Source organism: Pseudomonas graminis (genome assembly GCF_004364335.1).
GTDB lineage: Bacteria > Pseudomonadota > Gammaproteobacteria > Pseudomonadales > Pseudomonadaceae > Aquipseudomonas > Aquipseudomonas graminis_D.
On sequence record NZ_SOCR01000014.1, the window covers coordinates 68,680 to 82,937 of the forward strand.

Sequence of the window (14,258 nt, forward strand, 5' to 3'; positions counted from 1 at the left end):
GAGTTGTTATCCAACGATGATTGGGTTTGAGAAGAAATCGCCGATATCGCCGGCGCCGTCATTGACCAGGATGAGTACTCGCCCGATCGACATGATCAGTGCCACCGCGCCATCGATCTTGTTGTCATCGCCCTGCTTGATCGGGCGGACCACGTCATCATTACCGGGCATGTTCTTGCCAATAACGTTGGCGATACACCAGGTCATGATCGGGTTGCCGTCATGATGGAACCTTCCAGCGGCCACAGCGGCCTCCAGCTCCTTCATCGGGTCTGACATGTTGGTGTAGTTCTGCGTAATCGTTACCGGGTTGAAGCCTTCGTCGTCGAGGTCATGAGTCAGCCCAGTCGCGCCATGGGGATCGATGGGCGATTCGCGCAACGGCGCCTGATGATTGGCCTCCTTGGTGTCCTCGAGTATTTCGCGGTAATCGATCTCTGCGCCGTCGGTTACTTCCAGATGCCCCGATATGATCCAAGCCTGGAAGCGTTCGGACATGCGCTTGTTATCGGTGTTGTACGCAGTGTCGTAAGGGACCCAGAATTTGGGACCGACGCTGTAGTAATGGGTCTTTCCGTCGATGATCCGCCAGAACAGGCGCGCTCTTGAGTTCATATCAAGCTTGCGGGCCAGGTCGAACCCGGCAATCCACTCCTGCCCCTCGAACTGCTCGAGAGTCAGCGTGGTGTCCTCGCAGGCTTTCCAGCTCTCCATGTTGAAGAAGCCGGACTTGGCGCTTACCCACAGGTTGAGGTGCTTGGTTTTGAACGTGTTGGCAAAGCGTGCGGACCGAATGGCCCTCGCCTGCTGGCTTTCCAGGTATTCCTGAAACACCGAAACCCCGTGATTTGGGTTGGCCTTTGCCAGCATCTTCGGGTCGGTCCAGTCGTCACCCTCGTCCAGCGTCCAGATCCAGCCGAAAAGCTCTTCATCAGGCACGGTGCCTTCGAGCATCTCGATCACCTGGCGGCGCTTGTCGTAGCAAGGACCTTCGATATCGGCGCCGGCGGTGGTGATGATGAACATCAGCGGCTGACGCCTTGCGCCCATCCCCGTCAGCATCGTGTCGTACTGGGCCGATGTCCGGTGCTCGTGGTATTCGTCCACGATCGCGCAGCTCGGTGACGCACCGTCGCCTGGATCGCCGATCAGAGGCTCGAAACGGCTGAAGTCAGACGGGATGTTCATGTTCGAGGCATTGACCTCTATCCCTGCCGCCTGGATCAGCATTGGCGACTTGGTGACCATCAGCTTTGCCGGCCGGAAAACTTCCCACGCTTGTTTCTCTGTGGTCGCGCCGGCGTACACCTCGGCACCGAACTCCCCATCAGCGACGAACATGCTGATTCCGACGCCGCCGGCGACCACGGATTTGCCGTTCTTGCGTGGCACTTCCCAGTAACTCTCACGAAACCGGCGGTAGCCACCCTTCTTTTTGACCCAGCCGAAAGTGACCGCCAGCCCGAACAACTGCCACGGCTCCAGACTGATCAGCTGGCGCTTGAAAGCCCACTCGCCCTTTGTGTGCGGTAGGAGCTGCATCAGTTTGAGTTTCTTCTCGGCCTTGACCGGGTCGAACTTGAAACGGAAGCCGCGCTTGCGGCTGGCAGCCACGTCGTCGAAGTGGCGCTGCACGGCCTGATGAATGTAACGACACGCCGGCACCTTTCCCCGGAGCAATGAACGACCCCACGCCGTCGCCTTGTCGACGTTCGGGTGGGTGGATTTGGTCATCAGCTACTCAGTAATTTGGCGAACTCGTTGGTTTCCTTTTCTTTGTTGCCGCCGATCAAGCGCGTGCGGCTCGCGGGGTCCAGGCCAAGCATCGACCCGAACGTCACCATCTGGCGCATCGTTTCGTTAGCCGCGGTCAGGGCAGGATTCTTCATCGGGCCACCGGTGGCCCCGGTCACCACAATGCCGAACTCCTTGATCGACTCCTGGGCCAGGCGCCAGTTGTCATAGGCGCTGCAGAAGGCTTCGACGTTATGCAGATCAGTGATCGCGACGACGTTCTCGCGGAGCAGCTCTGGAACAATCATGTTCCACATGGTTGAGGCGCGATCGCTCAACCATTCAGGCGGGTCGATCTGGGTGATTTTGGAAAACTGAGGCTCTGCATGATTTAGCTTGCGCTTGCCTGGATTACCTGCGAGAGCCTTCTGGGCCGTGGGTTTGGGAGTACGGCCCGACCTCCCCTTCACCCCGGCCATGGGCCCACTCCTGAACTTTATATTTCGCGGGTGTAAAAAAACGACTGAGGGCGCGGTCTAGAAGCCGAAGGCCCCAGACTTTTGACCCTCCCCACCCCTGGAAATGGGAATATTTCTCATTTTCACAAATTTCGATGAAATTTCACGAGAATCGCTCTCATTCACGTGCCATCGGCGCGAGACGCCTTCGCGTTGCCCCAGCCGCCGTCCTCTGCCGCCGTCTTGCGGCTGTGGCATGAGTGACACAGGCCTTGCCAGTTAGAGCGAACCCAGAACGCCTCTTTGTCGCCGCCGTGCGGCACGATGTGGTCGAGATCGGTAGCTTCCACCACCAATCCCCGTCGCTCGCACTCAGCGCACAGTGGGTGCTTAGCCAGGTATGACTTGCGGGCCTGCTGCCACTTGTAGCTGTAACCTCGCTGGCTGCTGGTCTCTCGCTGCTTCTCACGCTGCTTGACTTCGAACCGCTTGCCCACGTCTTTGTGCGCATCACAGTACCGAGGGTTCCGGGTCAGCACGTTGCAGCCCTGGGCATTGCAGGGTCGCTGCGATCTCAGCGGCATGGTGTGCCGTCCATGTACCTGAGTGGTTGAGCATCAGGATCTTCAGGCTCATTCTCGGCCATCGCCTGGATCAGCAGGTCGAGGCGATGCGCTATCGTCTGCATCGCGGTTGCCTGCGCTTCCTGTGCTGCCGTTACTCTTTCCAGTAAGGAGATCAGCTGCTCGCTCATATGCCACCTTCGACCACTTGTTGATCCATGCGCGCCGTGCGGCGCAACCAGAGCAGGCCATCAATCACCGTCCGTTCACTTGCTTTGACTGCGAAGAATCTGCGCATCGACCTGGTCGGCGCACGTGTCGAGCAGCTTGATGGCCTGATCCTTCAGTTCCCACACGTCGCCGTTATCACGCAGATCGGTATCGTCTGCATTCACCCGCTCGCATGGGATCAGCTCAGGGGCTTCCAGCCTTATGGCTGTTGTCTTTGTTACCACTTGCGGCTTTGCCGCGCAGGCCGTCAGGCAAAGGCTGAGCAGCCCAATCACGAACAGGTTTGCTGTTGCGCTTGAGATCATCGAAATCCTTCTTGGCCTTTTTGGCCTTGTCTTCGCTGGCTTTGATCCGCTTGCTCAGGTCGGAGGTGTACGCGGCGTTGCGCTCTGCTTCGGCGCGCAGCGTGGTGATCGTCAGCTGGCTTTCCTTGTTGGCATCGACGGCCTCCTGCTTGGCTTTGGCCTCGACAGTGACCGCGCCTTGAAGCGTGACCACGCGGATCTGCTGGATTGCAATCAGCAGGCCCATGACGATGACAATTACGATGCCGACCGCGATGGCTCGCAACGTGGAGCCAACCTTGGCTACTGCGACGACAGGTTCGAGGCTCATAGTGAGTCCGCCTTGCGTCCGAGGAACCGGATGATCAGTTCGCGTATGGCGGTTACGCCGATAAAGCCGATCGTGCCGCCGGCGGCTACCGACAGGCTCGACGGCCAAGCCATCCATTCGATGACGCTGCTTGCTGACAGGCTCAAGGCACCACAGATCAGCGCCTCGAGCACGACGCGCCATTTGTTGGCTTCTTTGCCTTCATAGAGCACGCGCAATAGAGAAATGGTTGCGGCCATGATCGCTCCTTGCCAGAGCGGATTCGACAGGACGAGCCAGACCTGCGCCCAGAAGTCAGGTGATTTTTCAGGCATGTTCGTCGTAGTCCGACATCCACCCTTTCGGGATCGGAAATGAGTCAGCCCCGCAGCACTCCCAGCTTAGAGCGATGGGTGTGGCGGGACTGAAAACGAAAAAGCCCCGGTAGATGCCGAGGCTCGAAATAGTTGCGTGTCTTCCCACGCTGCCTGCCAAAGCCGCCCCGGCGCAATCGAGGTAATGGGGCTCAGAGGCTGCCGGTGTTATTTCCGTACGCCGCACTGCCGGCTATCGACGTCCAGGCCACTCCCGAAGGAACCACCCTGGCTATGGCGTCCTACATACAAAAAACCCCGCACTTGGCGGGGTATCACTACAGAATGGTTATTAAAGCCTGCGGGCGTTCTCAATAGTCGCACCCGTTAAAGAAATTAAGCGGTCAAACAACTTGGTGAAAGCCGGCCCGCAGAATGACTCATCTTGCCAGCCAGGGATTATCACCCAGTATCCCTGAACGTCTTTTTTAATCATCAGATCGTAGACGAATTCGGGTTTTGGCTCAGCGTCAGCCGCGTGTGGAAAACTCAAACACAGGGCGAACGCAATCGATGAATCCTGCTTCGGCAAGCTGTTGGTTGCCCAATTTTTGAACGCTCCATCCTCGGCCGACACACCGATCGCAACTATCGGTCTCGTAACGCCTGCAACGTTTATCACGTCATTGCCTACGTCTAGATAATTACTAAAATCGGACCTGATACTGTCAATCATGCGTCGAAGATCGCGCCAGTACTCATCATTCGATTCTTTAACTTCGTTGTAGACTCGATGCAGATCTTCATATCTCGACATGCGTGCTTCCTTTCGATTGCTGAGAAGGCAACACATTGACACAGCTCCACCAGCTTTTCGAGGCCCACCCTGGAAACAAAAAAGCCCAGCGCAGGGGCCGGGCTTTCGAGTTCGTGTCGCGCTGAATCAGCTGAACACCGTGCCATGAAAACAGGTGTTTATCCGCGAGGAAAGAAATTTCTACGCCGCCTCGCGAACCTGCTCAATGGCGCAGTCAATCCACGCCACACCGGCCTTGATGATCTCCCGAGCTTTTGCCTCTCCCATCTTGGTTTCCCTCCCGATACGAAGTGCGGGCCACTTCATTCCGAAGTACATCCAGACGAAGCCGCCCATTTGTGCATCGCGTTTAGTCAGCCTGGCAACAGCGCTATCGACAACCAATGCCACGTCGTCGGTGATCACGAACTCTGCGACACGGCCCTCGCCTGCAGTGTTGTCACGAATAAGCGCATACAGCGGCGACACATAGCGCGGAACGCCCATCCCGGACATCCGCCACCACCCCCACTGCTCCAATAGGTACTCGGTGTCGCCCAGCGGCTTGCCCAGATACGTTCGTTTTTTCATGCTGCCTTCCTCGGATCTGGTTCATTCAGGCCGAATAGCTCACGCAGGAGCTGATCGGCGACTTTGCTCTTTGCATGCCCTTCGGTGATCCACCGCCCGGCGTACGCCTGAAAGTTGAGACTCCCCCGGTGGTTGCCCCAGTCAGCAACTAGGTCCATCAGCGCTGCGGCGCCGATCCGGCCGTTGGATTTGTCGAGCAACAGGCGGTTGCCTTGCTTCAGGAAATCCCGCTCGCCGGAGGTCAGGATCTTGCGTGGTAATGCTGCAGTTACTTCACTCATTGCCGTCTCCTGGCTGGGCTTGGGCGGTGCCTTTTCCAATATGGCTCCTCCCTTGGGATGGATGCTGGTTTGCGCTGAAAGCCCCGGACTCAAAGGGCTGCACGCGTGTGCATACCGCTGGCTGTCCCGCATATGTCCCACCGTGAAGCAGGGCAAATCCTTGGCCGTCGAGGTGCTGATGCCATGCCTCCAGCGCCTTGCGTTTCATGCCCTCGGCGGTGGTGTGGATGTAGGTCGCATCCAGATCCTTCATGGCGTGGTTGAGCAGCATCTCGCCGACCATGTAGTCGACGCCCAGATCTGCCCAGGCCGTGCGCGCCACCTTGCGCAGGTCGTGACTCGACCATTCACCCTTGCTCACGCTGGTGAACACAGTGCAGGCCTTGCTCGCACTCAACGCCGATCCGTTGCTGCCGGGAAACAGGAACGGCCCGCTGTAGCCCATTGCAAGCTGTCGGGCGCGGTATCGCTGTAGGAGTGCGCAGGCTTGTTCGGTAAGCGGCAGCGTGTGTTCGGCCTTGGTCTTCGTGTCGCCGGCGGGGATGAACCACTGGCGGGTCACGAGGTTGAGGTTCTTCCAGCGGGCCAGCCGGGTTTCGCCGAGCCGCGTGCCGTGGCAGAGCATCATCAGCGGCAACATGGGCTGCACCGGCACGGCGTCGAATTGCTTAGCGAACGTCTGTAGGAGCGGAGGCAGATCATCACCACGCAGGCGCGCTGCCTTGGGCCTGATGCGCGTCCGGACGAAGTCGGTGAACTTCAGGTCTGCCATCGGACTGATGTCGATCAACTTCAGCCGGGCGGCTTGCCGAAACGCCGCCGCCAGCACGCCGTAAACCGAGCGTACGAACGACAACGCGTATTTCTCCTGCAGGGGCCACATCAGCAGGCGATCGAGCGAAGACCGATTGAGGCTGGCCAGCTCCAGTTCGTGCAGACGCGGCACCAAATGACAGCGCAGCGCCGACTGCGCGCTGGCCTTGCGCTTGGCGGACAAACCACGATCGCGCGTCATCCGGTCGGTGTACCAGGTCAGCACATCACCGACGGTGCGCCAACTGGTGGTGGTGGATGCCGCCGCCGAGTCCACGGCACGGCGCGCGAGGATCTCGGGCAACGTGGCCTGCATCAGCTTGGCGTTGATGCCGGGATAACTGCCGGCCTTGCCCCACTTACCGCTGACAACTACGTGCCAGGAGCCCTTGCTGCGATCGGCGGTCGAGTAGCGGAAGCGCAGCTGCGGATAGCGAGGATCGCGCAGCTGACGAACGCCGGTGGCTGCCTGCTTGCGGATTTCGGCGTCGGTGATGGCGACCTGAACGGTTTTGGCTGGCTTACTCATCGTCCGCGCCTCCTCGATGGTTGCGGCCGGTGAACTTCAGCACCCGGCCCATCTCCACCTCTTCATCACTCGGAGGCTTCCCACCGAACGGCACGAACCGCACGAACTGCCCCTGCGCCTGCACCAGACACGTTCCCGGCTTGCCGTGACGGCACTTGCCGACGATCAGCTCCGTGACGCCGTTTGCTCCCTCGTCGGTGTCCGTGTCGCGGTGGACGAGAATGACGACGTCGGCGTCTTGCTCAATCTGCCCGCTATCGCGGATATCGCTCGGGCGTGGGCGTTTGTCCGGGCGGTTGGTGGGGCCACGGTTCAACTGCGCCAGCACGATCACCGGCACCTTCAGCTCCTTGGCAAGGTTCTTCAGCGCGGTGGAGATCTTGCCGATCTCCAGCGTGCGGTTCTGCCCGCCTTCGCCCGCGATCAGGGTGATGTAGTCGACGACGATCACGTCCAGCCCTTCGTGGCGCTGGCACTGGCGCGCGATCGAGCGGATGCGCGCGACGGTCATACCGGCCTGATCGCAGACGTACAGCCGGGCCTTGTGCAGGACACTCACCGCGCTGGTGATGCGCGGCCAGTCTTCATCCTTCAGCGAATGCCCTTCGTCCAGCCGGGTCAGGTCAACCGCGCCCAGCGAGGCGATGTTGCGCGTTACCAGTTCTTCCTTGGTCATTTCCAGGCTGAACACCAGGCCGGACCCGCCGAGCTGAGTAGTCGCGTACTGGGCGATCTGAACGCCGAGGATCGTCTTGCCGGACGCGGGAAGGCCCGCCACGACGACCATGTTGCCGGGGCGCAGGCCACGAATCAGCTTGTCCAGATCGGGTATCCCGGTCGAGAGCCCCTTCGGCGCCGTGCCCGAGAACTTCGAATCGATGGTGTCGATCACTTTGGGCAGGATGTCGCCGACCTTGTGATAGTCCGGCTCGCCGTCGTCAAGGTCGCGCAGATCGGCCATGGCCTGCTGGCCGCGCGCGATGATCTCGGCTACGGGCAGGTCATCATTAGCTGATTGGCTGATCGTGTAAGCCGTCTCCACCACCTTGCGCAGCACAGCACGTTCACGAATCACCCGGGCGTAGGTTTTCCAGCTCGAGGTGCCCTGCGCGTTTGACTGGATGGTGGCGGCGTAGCCCAACATGCTGCTGCCGTCGGGCAGGAACTGGTGGTGCTCGCTCACCATGATCACGTCGACCGGGTCGCCTGCTTCGTGACAGTCCAAAATGGCCCGGTACAGCGCAGCGTTCTCGATCTCATGGAAGTCGGCGATCTCGACCTTTGAGCGGACCTCGTCAATCAGCGTGGGGTCAACGAATATCGCGCCAAGCAGCCCATGCTCGGCGTCTACGTTGAACAGTTCGCGACTCATGCGGCACCCCGCGCGGACGGCCAGCGGAACAGCACCACCAGCCCGCCTTTGTCACGGAGACGATCGACAGCGCGGTCGCCCAGGCAGTGGCGCAGGTCGGCCATGCCGAGATTGCTCACCACGATGGTCGGGCGCAGCTGCTCGTATCGGCCGTTGATGACCTCAAACAGCACGGTGCGCTCGAAATCGGTGCCGTGCTGCACGCCCACCTCATCGATGACCAGCAAGTGCGGCCGGACCAGATCGGCGTAGACCTGGGATTCCGTTTTGCTGGGCGAGCCGAAGGTGTCTTTGACGCTGCGGATGATGCCGCCAGCCGTGGCGTAGCGGCCGATAAGACCCTGCGAGCCGAAGTGGCGGATGACCTGCTGCAGGATGCCGGTCGCAAGATGCGTCTTCCCGGTACCGACCTGGCCGAGCAGCATCATCGAGCGACCGACAAGGAAGTTCTCGCTGAAGGCGTCGATGTAGCCGGTCGCCGTGCTACAGGCCTGAAGCTTGCCCTGATCTTGACCAGCAGCCCACGTATCCAGCGAAGAGCTCTGAAAGCGCAGCGGGATGCCGGCGTCCAGCAGACGTTCATTCATTAGGCGATCACGGTGCAGCGTCACGCCAGCGGTGCGGGTTTCGTATTCCTGCGCGTGGCGTTTGTCGAAATGGCAGCGTGGGCAGCCGTACCAAGCCGGCTCAGCGCCGAACTGCTCGACCAGCGAATCGGTGAACTGGCCGTGATCCGGGCAGTCCCGAGTCGCGGTTTCAAGCGTGTATTTGATCTTCATTGGCCGCTCCCCGCGATCCGAAAGTTGCCGTTCTCGTCGCGCTCCAGGCCTTCCTCGTAGTCGATCTGGTCGAATCCACTGTGACGGGAAGGCGCGGCGACGCCCGCCGGTTGCAGTTCGTCTTCCCAACGCTTGCCGTTCAGCCAGCTGGTCGGGTGTGGGATGAACTGTCCATTGCTCTTCAGCCAGTCGATGCTGGTCACTTGGCGCGCCAGCGCAGCGGTGATGACAGCGAACATTTCCGGCGTGACGGCCAGCTTCTCCCATGCGGCCTGTGCCTTGGCCTTTTGGACCTTGCGTGGATACAGCTTCCAGAACACTGCGAACCCTTCCATTGGATCGGTTTCGCACACAGATTTTGGTTCCTTGACTGGTTCAGAAGGGTGACTGGTTCTGGGGGCAGCTCCTGCCCCACCCCCTGGGTTATCTACTGCCCCAGGTGGGTTATCTCCTGCCCCACCCCCTAGGGCATTTGCTGCCCCACCATCAAGTGACAGGTGGAAGAGGTTGGACTGATTCAGCTCGCCCTTACGCCGGTATTCCCGGCGCAGATATCCGGCCTTCTCCAGCTCACGAATGTGCAGCTTCACCGTGGAGCGCCCGATCTCGCACTGATCAGCGATGTGCTGATACGACGGCCAGCACTCGCCCTGGTCGTTCGCGTTGTCGGCCAGTTTGATCAGCACCAATTTGCGCAAGGGGTTCCCCACCTTCGCCTTCATGGCCTTGACCATTGATTCCATGCTCATTGCAGGGTCTCCCCGTTCCGGCGGGCGGCATGTGCTGCAATCGCTTCGATGCCACCAGACATGCGGAGTACCAGTTGTCGCAGCGCGGTTGTGGCATTGATTGCTTCCACAGCCATAGTCGCCGCGATCTTGGCGTTGCCTGCAGCGAGCGTGGCATTCGTCCCCAGCCGAACCTGATCGCTATGGTTGAAGGCTGCACACGCAAGCGCGAGGTTGGTGTGCGCTTTGAAGTACTCGGGCGGCAGGGCACGCGTGATCGAGCCCTCAATCGGGATATTCATATCCGAAAGCGGCGCCCCCTCCAGCAGATGCCGCCCCATCGCTTCCCAGTGATCTTGGGCAACCTGTTTGGCGTCGTGGCCCGTCTTGCGTTTAAACAACACCTTGATAGCCCAGAACGCCTCGATCAGCGCCAGGTGGGTGTCGTCCTCCATCTCGATCGTGTATTCAGGCTCACAAATCACCTCAAGCGCGTCCTTGATTACTTCGAAACACTTGAGCAGGAGCGCGGCGTCGGCATACTTTTCGAAGTACGCCTCGTCGATAACCTCTGCCGCCTCTGATGATGGGAAATTGACTACGTTGTTCATCGAGGAACCTCCAGCAGATCTTGATCACGGCTCGCCCAAAGCGCCTGCAGCTTGGTGAAGCCCTTGCCCGTCACGCGGCAGGTGAATTTCGTTTTCCGCTCCCCCGTCTCCTTGTCTTTGTAGGAATGAGGCTCAGCGACGAGATATCCCGCCCGAATCTTGTCCTGGTACGGAGTGTTGAACCGATCTACCCAGCCTTTGAATCGCATGAACCGGAACAGGGTGTTCTGCCCGGTGCCGAGCGATTGCGCGACATCGCGCACATAGTGGACGTCGTGGGAAATGACGACGTGATCGTGAAACTCGACCTTGGAGGCGTCAGCGGCGACCTTCTGCTCGAGCGCCAGGTTCTCGGTGCTTAGTTCTTGATTGTCAGCAGTAAGCGCCAGCACCTTGCCGACGTTCTCCAGAAGGAGCTCTTTCAGTACAGCCGGGTCACTGAGTGCGGCCAAAACGCCGGCCTGAGGACTTTGGAGCTTCTGCTCCAGTTCGGTCATGTAGTCGAACACCGCAGCCTGGAGGTCGTAGCTATACGACATAGCCATCAAGCACGACTCGCGCTTCTGGAAGCGGTAGCCGGGAGATTTACGCGTAGCTCCATTGCCGACGGTTACATCGAACATGCAGGAAAAGTTTCCGGCATGTTCGCCAAGCACTTTTGGCACCTTCTTGAGGAAGTCGGCGTGCTCGACCTTTGCAAAACCTTCAGAAGGAAATACTTGACCAGCCATCTCAGCTTGGTCTTTGCGATGGTTGTTGATGAAGTCGGCCAGTTCGAGGCTGGTCATGGTGACGGCATCGCCGCCGTTGAATTTGGCGATGCTCATGCTGTTGCCCCTTCTTCAATCATCCAGCGCTCGGCGACGATCTGCTCTTTGAAGCCCAGGTCCACCACGTAGCGCTTGAGGCGCTCGATCTCCGCCAATGCGAATTCAGATGTGATAGCGCACCCTTCTGCCTCGATGCGCACTGCCGAAATGCACAGTTGCCAGCTTGGGTAAAAGCTCAGCCCGGTGAGCGCCATGATTTGGCGGTACAAGGTCAGAGAAATGTGCTCGAGGTCGATCTGCTGGGCACGATTGAGAGGATGGCGTCGCGTCCGGGGCCCGTCCTCGGGCGCATCAATCAGGTTATGGACTTGCCAGTAGGCGCGGACAAGCGACACAAGGTCTCCACCGGCCGCAGTCGGCTCAGCCACGCCAATATGCGCACGAAGAATGGCGGCCATCTGCTTTACCAGGCTGGAGACGGTTTGCGAGTTTTTAATCATTGGGATGCTCCGGCGGCGTGCGCGCCACGATTTGGCAGGTCAGCGTTTTGTGGCGCGGATTCACTTCGCGCGATGTTGCCGAACATTTCGATGGCAGATTCAGTGCCGGGACTGCCTGTGTCGCCTAAGTAGGTTGCAAGCTGCGCCAGCTCTGCTACGTCGCGCCCAGAGTTGTGCTCGACGTCCCGCGAAATAGCCCGGGCGAGAGCCGAAAACCAATCCAGTAGGTTCTTCGCGGCGAGCATCTGAAACTCGGCTTCTTCCGCAAGCTGTTTGAGGTTTGGAGTGGAAGTACTCATTGGCCCGCATCCTTTTTCACGCTGGCCATGGCCAGCTCTGCGGATCGAGTGAGAGCCAGAACAGCGTCGGTAATGAACGCGAGGGTCTTGAGTTCCGAACAGAACACCAGCTCGCCCGAGTTAGTCGATTCGTGCATGTGACGTAGCAGCCCGCGCATGCCGTCCGACAGGTCCGCCGCCATAGACACAGCCTCGCTTACCTTGCCCCCGGCCATTACGGCAATCAGTTGGTTGTCGCCAAGAGCCAGGCAATCACCAAACTGCATGTGATCTACAGTCAGAGGTTTTGCAGCAGTAAACCGGCTCATGCCGCACCGCCTGCGCGTTGCGCAGCCATCAATCCGCACACGGATGAATCAACAATCGCTTTTGCGCTGACCAGGACTTCCTGGATCAAATAGACACCGGCTGTTTTCAGTCCGCTGTCTTCGTCGTGGTATTGCTGGATGAAGAGGAGCACTTCGCTGAGTAGGCACGAGCTATTTTCAAGCGCATCAACAAGACAAATCCCAGGTGTCACTTGGAATATCTGGTCGCTCTCGGGATTAATAGCTTTGAATTGCATGAGTTGAGTCAATGGCACTTGCGCCTCTAAGGGCTTGGTGCTATTTTTTGGGTGCGACATATTTTCGTCCTCCTAAGACGATGCAGTACAAAGCGCTTGCTCTAACAAGCGCCAGATGAGAACCCGCCCCTACAGCGGGTTTTCTGCTTTCTGGGGTTCAGAAAGTAAGAATGATGCGGACGCCTTTATGGGGGCCCAGTGCTTCGAGGGTGATTGCATTGACCGTTATTCAAAGTTTTATCCTTCCACACACTGGCTGTTCAGCCAGTTGTTTCAACATAAGTCCAGTATTACAGCAAAGGCTAACCAGTTAGGGACGGTGCCGAGAAGTGCCCAAGTCCCACGTTGGGAGCTCGCAATTCAGGGGCCTCACTACTTCCCACCCGAGCCGCAGAAATGTTCTTGCCCTTGCTAAGTCCGGGAATCCATCAAGCGCACTCGGCACTGTATGGAATCACAGCGCCATCAGGGTCAGGTGCGTGTACCGGGTTTTCGGTGCATGATTTCTTCAAGGTTTGCAGAGCTGCGACCTCAGCAACCAGCGGACTCAAGTCACCGGCCAATACGGCGCCGCGAGTCTTGATCTGCGCCGCGAGGGATTTTTCTACGCTGATCTTTTGAGAGCCAGATAGCCAATACGAAACAGTGGCCTGGGACACCTCGAGCGCCTTCGCAGTCGCCGCTTGGCTACCGAAGTAAGAAATAAGGGCTTTGATAGAATCGCTCACAAAGTCAGCTCCTGATAAGTCTTTTTATAGACTGCACATAAGTAAACTTCTTTGCAAGCCCATAAGCGTTTTTATAGGATCGCGGGATGAAACTATCCGACAGAGTAAAAGCGGCCCGAAAGCAAGCTGGTCTAACCCAGAGCGGCCTGGCAGAGAAAGTTGGCATCGCTCAAACAGCGATCAGTCAGCTTGAGTCTGGAAAAACGCTTAGATCCACCTACCTATTTGATATCGCCCGGGCGTGTAGCGTGAGCAGCCAGTGGCTGGTGTCAGGCCTGGGGGGGATGAACATCACCCCAGGCCAGCCCCATGACCCAAGCGCGGAACGCGCTTTCGAAGAGGGGTACAACGATGCGCTTCTCGGACGGCTCCCGCCCGCGCAGCCTGATACGGCTGCAACTGCAGTTGAACCGATTATTGTCTGGGACGACAGCACGCCTCTCGCCGATGATGAGGTTGAAATACCTTTCTTGCGTGAGGTTGAATTGTCGGCAGGGAGTGGCCGCACAGTGATCGAGCAAAGCACTACCGCTAAACTGCGCTTCGGCAAGAAGTCTCTTAGAGCTCACAATATCCAGTTCGACGAAGCTGTTTGCGTGGTCGTAGCAGGGAATTCGATGGAGCCCGTACTGCCGGATGGGAGCACGGTGGGCATCAACACAGGCCAAACAACCGTGGTAGACGGTAAAATGTACGCCCTGAAACATGACGGGCAGTTGAGAGTTAAGGTGCTTTACCGTCTGCCAGGTGGTGGGATTAGAATGCGCAGCTTTAACCACGTAGAGCACCCAGACGAGAGCTATACGGGTGAGGAAATGGCCGAGAACTCCATAGAGATCATTGGCAGAGTTTTTTGGGGCGCATCGTTTTTTTAGAGCCAGAGCCAGAGCAAGCCCGCTTTCGTGCGGGTTTTTTTTTCGCAAAAATAAAGGGTTTGATAAAAAAGCAATTCGCTTCTTGACGGATCTTATCAATCTACTTATATTTCCTGCATCGGAAACG

Annotated in this window: 22 protein-coding genes; 1 reads left to right on the top strand and 21 read right to left on the bottom strand. The window is 58.5% G+C overall.

What is annotated here, in order from left to right:
- Positions 1–6: 6 nt before the first annotated feature.
- The 21 genes from EC919_RS23295 to EC919_RS23395 all read right to left on the bottom strand — a co-directional run bounded on the left by EC919_RS23295 (position 7) and on the right by EC919_RS23395 (position 13,256).
- The gene (locus EC919_RS23295) at positions 7–1,734 is read right to left on the bottom strand and encodes a terminase large subunit (protein ID WP_133776668.1); all 1,728 of its coding nucleotides are present in this window, start codon (positions 1,732–1,734) and stop codon (positions 7–9) included.
- On the bottom strand, positions 1,734–2,213 hold the full coding sequence (locus tag EC919_RS23300; protein ID WP_133776669.1) for a phage terminase small subunit P27 family: 480 nt from the start codon (positions 2,211–2,213) through the stop codon (positions 1,734–1,736). The genes EC919_RS23295 and EC919_RS23300 overlap by 1 nt, the downstream gene beginning before the upstream one ends.
- A gap of 161 nt (positions 2,214–2,374) precedes the next feature.
- Entirely contained in the window at positions 2,375–2,776 is a 402-nt protein-coding gene (locus tag EC919_RS23305; protein ID WP_133776670.1) for an HNH endonuclease, read from the bottom strand.
- Complete coding sequence (locus EC919_RS23310; protein ID WP_133776671.1) at positions 2,767–2,946, bottom strand: hypothetical protein; 180 nt, start codon at positions 2,944–2,946, stop codon at positions 2,767–2,769. Before EC919_RS23310 ends, EC919_RS23305 begins: the two co-directional genes overlap by 10 nt.
- A 75-nt stretch (positions 2,947–3,021) precedes the next feature.
- Positions 3,022–3,261 (bottom strand): Rz1-like lysis system protein LysC, encoded by a 240-nt coding sequence (gene lysC / locus EC919_RS27480; RefSeq protein ID WP_243842319.1) that lies wholly within the window; start codon positions 3,259–3,261, stop codon positions 3,022–3,024.
- Positions 3,170–3,556, bottom strand: a complete 387-nt coding sequence (locus EC919_RS23320) for a hypothetical protein (protein ID WP_133776753.1) — start codon at positions 3,554–3,556, stop codon at positions 3,170–3,172. The genes lysC and EC919_RS23320 overlap by 92 nt, the downstream gene beginning before the upstream one ends.
- Positions 3,557–3,597: 41 nt before the next feature.
- Positions 3,598–3,915 (bottom strand): phage holin, lambda family, encoded by a 318-nt coding sequence (locus EC919_RS23325; RefSeq protein ID WP_074893635.1) that lies wholly within the window; start codon positions 3,913–3,915, stop codon positions 3,598–3,600.
- Between the two features lie 331 nt (positions 3,916–4,246).
- Entirely contained in the window at positions 4,247–4,711 is a 465-nt protein-coding gene (locus EC919_RS23330; protein ID WP_133776672.1) for a hypothetical protein, read from the bottom strand.
- 180 nt (positions 4,712–4,891) lie between these two features.
- Positions 4,892–5,281: an antiterminator Q family protein gene (locus tag EC919_RS23335; RefSeq protein ID WP_133776673.1), complete on the bottom strand. Its 390-nt coding sequence runs from the start codon at positions 5,279–5,281 to the stop codon at positions 4,892–4,894.
- Complete coding sequence (locus tag EC919_RS23340; protein ID WP_133776674.1) at positions 5,278–5,562, bottom strand: hypothetical protein; 285 nt, start codon at positions 5,560–5,562, stop codon at positions 5,278–5,280. Before EC919_RS23340 ends, EC919_RS23335 begins: the two co-directional genes overlap by 4 nt.
- Complete coding sequence (locus tag EC919_RS23345; protein ID WP_133776675.1) at positions 5,555–6,904, bottom strand: tyrosine-type recombinase/integrase; 1,350 nt, start codon at positions 6,902–6,904, stop codon at positions 5,555–5,557. Before EC919_RS23345 ends, EC919_RS23340 begins: the two co-directional genes overlap by 8 nt.
- Positions 6,897–8,276 carry a replicative DNA helicase gene (locus EC919_RS23350; protein ID WP_133776676.1) on the bottom strand — a complete coding sequence of 460 codons (1,380 nt, stop codon included), beginning with the start codon at positions 8,274–8,276 and terminating at the stop codon, positions 6,897–6,899. The genes EC919_RS23345 and EC919_RS23350 overlap by 8 nt, the downstream gene beginning before the upstream one ends.
- Positions 8,273–9,055, bottom strand: coding sequence for an ATP-binding protein (locus EC919_RS23355; RefSeq protein ID WP_133776677.1), 783 nt, complete (start codon positions 9,053–9,055; stop codon positions 8,273–8,275). The genes EC919_RS23350 and EC919_RS23355 overlap by 4 nt, the downstream gene beginning before the upstream one ends.
- Positions 9,052–9,804, bottom strand: a complete 753-nt coding sequence (locus tag EC919_RS23360) for a helix-turn-helix domain-containing protein (RefSeq protein WP_133776678.1) — start codon at positions 9,802–9,804, stop codon at positions 9,052–9,054. The genes EC919_RS23355 and EC919_RS23360 overlap by 4 nt, the downstream gene beginning before the upstream one ends.
- On the bottom strand, positions 9,801–10,394 hold the full coding sequence (locus EC919_RS23365; RefSeq protein WP_133776679.1) for a hypothetical protein: 594 nt from the start codon (positions 10,392–10,394) through the stop codon (positions 9,801–9,803). Before EC919_RS23365 ends, EC919_RS23360 begins: the two co-directional genes overlap by 4 nt.
- A complete protein-coding gene (locus EC919_RS23370) occupies positions 10,391–11,221 on the bottom strand; it encodes a phage antirepressor KilAC domain-containing protein (RefSeq protein WP_133776680.1) in 831 nt (276 codons plus the stop codon). The genes EC919_RS23365 and EC919_RS23370 overlap by 4 nt, the downstream gene beginning before the upstream one ends.
- The gene (locus EC919_RS23375; protein WP_133776681.1) at positions 11,218–11,664 is read right to left on the bottom strand and encodes a hypothetical protein; all 447 of its coding nucleotides are present in this window, start codon (positions 11,662–11,664) and stop codon (positions 11,218–11,220) included. The genes EC919_RS23370 and EC919_RS23375 overlap by 4 nt, the downstream gene beginning before the upstream one ends.
- The gene (locus EC919_RS23380) at positions 11,661–11,963 is read right to left on the bottom strand and encodes a hypothetical protein (protein WP_133776682.1); all 303 of its coding nucleotides are present in this window, start codon (positions 11,961–11,963) and stop codon (positions 11,661–11,663) included. Before EC919_RS23380 ends, EC919_RS23375 begins: the two co-directional genes overlap by 4 nt.
- Entirely contained in the window at positions 11,960–12,271 is a 312-nt protein-coding gene (locus tag EC919_RS23385) for a hypothetical protein (protein ID WP_133776683.1), read from the bottom strand. Before EC919_RS23385 ends, EC919_RS23380 begins: the two co-directional genes overlap by 4 nt.
- Entirely contained in the window at positions 12,268–12,588 is a 321-nt protein-coding gene (locus tag EC919_RS23390) for a hypothetical protein (RefSeq protein WP_133776684.1), read from the bottom strand. The genes EC919_RS23385 and EC919_RS23390 overlap by 4 nt, the downstream gene beginning before the upstream one ends.
- A 368-nt stretch (positions 12,589–12,956) precedes the next feature.
- A complete protein-coding gene (locus tag EC919_RS23395; RefSeq protein ID WP_243842320.1) occupies positions 12,957–13,256 on the bottom strand; it encodes a transcriptional regulator in 300 nt (99 codons plus the stop codon).
- Positions 13,257–13,342: 86 nt separating this feature from the next.
- Here EC919_RS23395 and EC919_RS23400 point away from each other — a divergent pair, with 86 nt between their 5' ends.
- On the top strand, positions 13,343–14,131 hold the full coding sequence (locus EC919_RS23400; RefSeq protein WP_133776685.1) for an XRE family transcriptional regulator: 789 nt from the start codon (positions 13,343–13,345) through the stop codon (positions 14,129–14,131).
- The last annotated feature ends 127 nt before the right edge of the window (positions 14,132–14,258 follow it).

What these genes read in the sequence shown, in the direction of transcription:
- EC919_RS23295 (WP_133776668.1), bottom strand. Translation starts at nt 1,734, where the DNA reads ATGACCAAATCCACCCACCCGAACGTCGACAAGGCGACGGCGTGGGGT.
- EC919_RS23300 (WP_133776669.1), bottom strand. Translation starts at nt 2,213, where the DNA reads ATGGCCGGGGTGAAGGGGAGGTCGGGCCGTACTCCCAAACCCACGGCC.
- EC919_RS23305 (WP_133776670.1), bottom strand. Translation starts at nt 2,776, where the DNA reads ATGCCGCTGAGATCGCAGCGACCCTGCAATGCCCAGGGCTGCAACGTG.
- EC919_RS23310 (WP_133776671.1), bottom strand. Translation starts at nt 2,946, where the DNA reads ATGAGCGAGCAGCTGATCTCCTTACTGGAAAGAGTAACGGCAGCACAG.
- EC919_RS23325 (WP_074893635.1), bottom strand. Translation starts at nt 3,915, where the DNA reads ATGCCTGAAAAATCACCTGACTTCTGGGCGCAGGTCTGGCTCGTCCTG.
- EC919_RS23330 (WP_133776672.1), bottom strand. Translation starts at nt 4,711, where the DNA reads ATGTCGAGATATGAAGATCTGCATCGAGTCTACAACGAAGTTAAAGAA.
- EC919_RS23335 (WP_133776673.1), bottom strand. Translation starts at nt 5,281, where the DNA reads ATGAAAAAACGAACGTATCTGGGCAAGCCGCTGGGCGACACCGAGTAC.
- EC919_RS23340 (WP_133776674.1), bottom strand. Translation starts at nt 5,562, where the DNA reads ATGAGTGAAGTAACTGCAGCATTACCACGCAAGATCCTGACCTCCGGC.
- EC919_RS23345 (WP_133776675.1), bottom strand. Translation starts at nt 6,904, where the DNA reads ATGAGTAAGCCAGCCAAAACCGTTCAGGTCGCCATCACCGACGCCGAA.
- EC919_RS23350 (WP_133776676.1), bottom strand. Translation starts at nt 8,276, where the DNA reads ATGAGTCGCGAACTGTTCAACGTAGACGCCGAGCATGGGCTGCTTGGC.
- EC919_RS23355 (WP_133776677.1), bottom strand. Translation starts at nt 9,055, where the DNA reads ATGAAGATCAAATACACGCTTGAAACCGCGACTCGGGACTGCCCGGAT.
- EC919_RS23360 (WP_133776678.1), bottom strand. Translation starts at nt 9,804, where the DNA reads ATGAGCATGGAATCAATGGTCAAGGCCATGAAGGCGAAGGTGGGGAAC.
- EC919_RS23365 (WP_133776679.1), bottom strand. Translation starts at nt 10,394, where the DNA reads ATGAACAACGTAGTCAATTTCCCATCATCAGAGGCGGCAGAGGTTATC.
- EC919_RS23370 (WP_133776680.1), bottom strand. Translation starts at nt 11,221, where the DNA reads ATGAGCATCGCCAAATTCAACGGCGGCGATGCCGTCACCATGACCAGC.
- EC919_RS23375 (WP_133776681.1), bottom strand. Translation starts at nt 11,664, where the DNA reads ATGATTAAAAACTCGCAAACCGTCTCCAGCCTGGTAAAGCAGATGGCC.
- EC919_RS23380 (WP_133776682.1), bottom strand. Translation starts at nt 11,963, where the DNA reads ATGAGTACTTCCACTCCAAACCTCAAACAGCTTGCGGAAGAAGCCGAG.
- EC919_RS23385 (WP_133776683.1), bottom strand. Translation starts at nt 12,271, where the DNA reads ATGAGCCGGTTTACTGCTGCAAAACCTCTGACTGTAGATCACATGCAG.
- EC919_RS23390 (WP_133776684.1), bottom strand. Translation starts at nt 12,588, where the DNA reads ATGTCGCACCCAAAAAATAGCACCAAGCCCTTAGAGGCGCAAGTGCCA.
- EC919_RS23400 (WP_133776685.1), top strand. Translation starts at nt 13,343, where the DNA reads ATGAAACTATCCGACAGAGTAAAAGCGGCCCGAAAGCAAGCTGGTCTA.